Genomic DNA, 3,328 nt, shown 5'->3' with positions numbered 1-3,328 from the left:
GCGCATGCGTCCGGATCGCATCATCGTCGGCGAAGTGCGCGGCGAAGAGGCCTTCGACATGCTGCAGGCGATGAACACCGGTCACGAGGGATCGATGACGACCATTCACGCCAACACGCCGCGCGATGCCGTTGGCAGGCTCGAGCAGATGATCGGCATGGCCGGCATGCCCATGTCTCAGCTCAGCGTCCGCTCACAGATTGCGTCCGCGATCTCGCTCATCGTCCAGGTTCAGCGTCTCAGCGACGGCAGCCGCAGGATCGTTTCGATTTCCGAAATCACCGGCATGGAGGGCGAAGTCGTCCAGATGCAGGAGATCATGAAATTCAAGAAAACCGGCACGGATGACGATGGCCGCATCCGCGGGGAGTTTCGCGCCACCGGTCTTCGCCCCCGTTTCATCGAAGAATTCGCGGAGATCGGCATCGTTGTCCCCGCAGCGATCTTCGATCCCGGTACCCCATTGCAAACGGGGCCAGCGAGATCATGACGCCGACCCTGCTCCTGCTCTATGGCACCGTATTCATCGCAGCGCTGATTTCCGTCGAAGCCCTGTTGCGCAGTTACTTCAGGACATCCGAACGGCACAATGCGGTGAATCATCGCTTGAGCCTGCTTGATGAAAGCGGCGATCATCGCAAGACTTACCGCGACATGCTGAAAGAGCGTGGCCTTGATGAAGACTGGCGGTCGCGCCCCTTGATGCAGCGGCTCAGGCAGTTCTACACGCAGTCGGGCATCCAGTTCGACGCGAAGCGATTTTCGCTCTATGCGATAGCCGGCATGTTGTTGGTCTGGCTGATCGTTCAGTTTCTGGTGCCCAGCAACTTGATACGGCTTCCGATCTTCGTCGCAGTTTGCTTTCTTATCCCGGTCCTCGTTGTCTGGCGGGCACGCGCGAGCCGGATGCGCAAGTTTACCCAGAAGCTTCCCGAGGCGCTGGACGTTGCCAACCGGAGCCTTGCAGCCGGGCATCCGCTACCGGCGGCGATTGCCCTCGTCGCCCGCGAAATGCCTGATCCCATCGGCACAGAGTTCGGCCTTTTGTCGGACGAACTGACCTATGGTGTGACGATGGATGACGCGCTCGTCAATCTTACCGACCGCGTGGGCGTGGAAGACCTCAACCTGTTGGCGATATCGCTGAGCGTGCAGGCTGGAACCGGCGGCAATCTCGTCGAGATCCTGCAGAATCTCTCGAAGACGCTGCGTGACCGGTTCATGTTGAAAGCGAAGGTCAAGGCGATCTCGTCGGAGGGGCGCATCACGGCGATATTCATGTCGGCCTATCCGTTCCTTCTTTACGGAATGATCAAGTTGATTTCGCCGACTTATTTCGATCCGGTTTGGGAGAGCGGCTACGGAACGATCGTCGTCACGGCGTTGCTGGCCGTAATGACCGTCGGAAATATCATTCTCTATAAGATGGTTCACTTCGAGTACTGAGGCTGCAATGTTCGGTGAATATGGAATATACCTCATCGTGTTTTTTTCGGTGCTGATCTTTACAGCCGCCGCTTCAGAACTCGTCTTCCGGCGACGCGAGGTCGGTGTCCGGCTCTCGGAGACCGCGACGAATGCGGGGGCTGAAGACTCGCCCTTTGGCGACGCGTCCATTGCCGACCTTGGTGACGCGGAGAATCGTCTGATCCGCCGCTACTTCGAGATCACCCGGCGCGACACCAATGCCAATTCCACCCAGAACCGCCTGATCCGTGCCGGATATTTCAGCGCCAGCGCAGTCACGACGTTCCAAATACTCCGCGCGCTCATATGTCTTGCCGTGCTGGTCGGTGCTGTCTGGACCATCGACCGCTTCTTTCCCGAAATGGCGAGGTTGTCGATACTGATCGTTGCGATGTTTGCCGCCAGCATCACCTTCATCTTGGTCAATATCTATATCGACCGGCGAGGCGAAGCCAAGGAACGGGAGTACCGGCGCCTTTTTCCCGATTTCATGGACATGCTGGTCGTTTGCCTGGACGCCGGCATGAGCATCGAGGCTGCGGCGAACCGCGTCACACGGGAATTCGTCAGCAAACGGCGGGATTTCGGTTTGCATCTTTCGATCATGATGCTGGAGGTGCGCGGCGGGCGCCGCTTGCGCGATGCCCTGGCCAACCTGGCGGTACGATTGCGGATCGATGAGGCCCGGGCGCTTTCCGTGCTGTTCCGCCAATCGGAGGAACTCGGGACGAGCGTCACCCAGACCCTACGTTCCTACAGCAAGGAAATGCGCGATCTTCGCATCGTGCGAGCCGAGGAAAAGGCCAACGCGCTGCCGATCAAAATGCTGTTGCCGCTCGGTGCGTTCCTGTTTCCAGTCAGCCTCATCATCGTGCTGGTACCCATTGTCGCCCGTGTCGTCAGCCTTCTCACCGGCCTGAAACCCGGTGGATGAGAGAAGCGAGGTCCACATGCAGTATTCACTGGATCAAGGTCGTGAAGACTTCACCCTGGCGCTCGATCCGCGCATGCCGGTGGCGCCGGCAAGCCTGGAAGAGACCGGGCTTGAATTTTCGTTCATGCTGCGGCTAGCGGCAAAATGCGCAACCGAACAGGATACCGTCACGCCATCGCATCTGGCCGCCCGGATGAAATTGCCGAAGGTACTGATAAACCTTCTGATCAAGGAACTGGTAAAACTTGCATTCCTCGAGGCGCGGGGGCTGGCAGGCGAAGATGTCAAATCCGACATTCGGTATGCGCTTTCGACCAAAGGTCTGGAGTATGCGCATGCGGCGTTACGGCAATCCCACTATGTTGGGCCGGCCCCGGTGTCCCTGGATGCCTTTTGCCGACAGATCGGTTTGCAGTCCATCCATGACGAGCGGGTCACACATGGGCGTTTGATCGAGAGCCTCGAAGGGCTGGTGTTGTCGCAATCCTTGATCGAGAAACTTGGCCCGGCGATGAATTCCGGGCGCTCGATTCTGCTTTACGGACCACCTGGCAACGGCAAGACAAGCATTGCCGAACGAACGTCGCTTCTGTTTCGCCAAACGATCTGGGTTCCATACGCCATCGAAGTTGGCGGCTATGTGATCAGCTTTTATGACGAGGCTGTGCATCAACCCGCCGTCGGGGCGACTGAAAAGCCCTACCCGAAAGCGGATCAGCGATGGATTGAATGCCGTCGTCCGGTCATCAAGACCGGTGGGGAACTGACGCTTGATCTGCTCGACCTCACCTTCAGCGAGAGTTCGGCCGTCTATGAAGCTCCCATGCATCTCAAGGCATCAGGCGGCGTTTTCATCATTGACGACTTCGGCCGCCAGCAAGTCGCGCCACAKGCGCTCATCAACCGGTGGATCGTACCACTTGAGCG

At 58.4% G+C, this 3,328-nt stretch carries 4 protein-coding genes; all 4 read left to right on the top strand.

From position 1 onward, the window contains the following. A partial coding sequence (locus AC1D17_RS28200; RefSeq protein ID WP_477568523.1) for an ATPase, T2SS/T4P/T4SS family occupies positions 1-490 on the top strand: 490 nt, incomplete at its 5' end. Further along, a complete protein-coding gene (locus tag AC1D17_RS28195; protein ID WP_477568522.1) occupies positions 487-1,446 on the top strand; it encodes a type II secretion system F family protein in 960 nt (319 codons plus the stop codon). The genes AC1D17_RS28200 and AC1D17_RS28195, both read left to right, overlap by 4 nt. A gap of 7 nt (positions 1,447-1,453) precedes the next feature. Next, a complete protein-coding gene (locus tag AC1D17_RS28190; protein WP_477568521.1) occupies positions 1,454-2,401 on the top strand; it encodes a type II secretion system F family protein in 948 nt (315 codons plus the stop codon). A 16-nt stretch (positions 2,402-2,417) separates the two neighbouring features. Beyond that, the coding region (locus AC1D17_RS28185; protein ID WP_477568520.1) for an AAA family ATPase at positions 2,418-3,328 on the top strand (911 nt) is incomplete at its 3' end.

Source organism: Pararhizobium sp. P1_E7 (assembly GCF_056405855.1).
The sequence above is the reverse complement of the archived record's forward strand: the minus strand, read 5'-3'. Positions and strand labels throughout refer to the sequence as shown.

Excerpts from the sequence above, each read along its gene's own strand:
- AC1D17_RS28195 (WP_477568522.1), top strand. The coding sequence starts at position 487 with ATGACGCCGACCCTGCTCCTGCTCTATGGCACCGTATTCATCGCAGCG.
- AC1D17_RS28190 (WP_477568521.1), top strand. The coding sequence starts at position 1,454 with ATGTTCGGTGAATATGGAATATACCTCATCGTGTTTTTTTCGGTGCTG.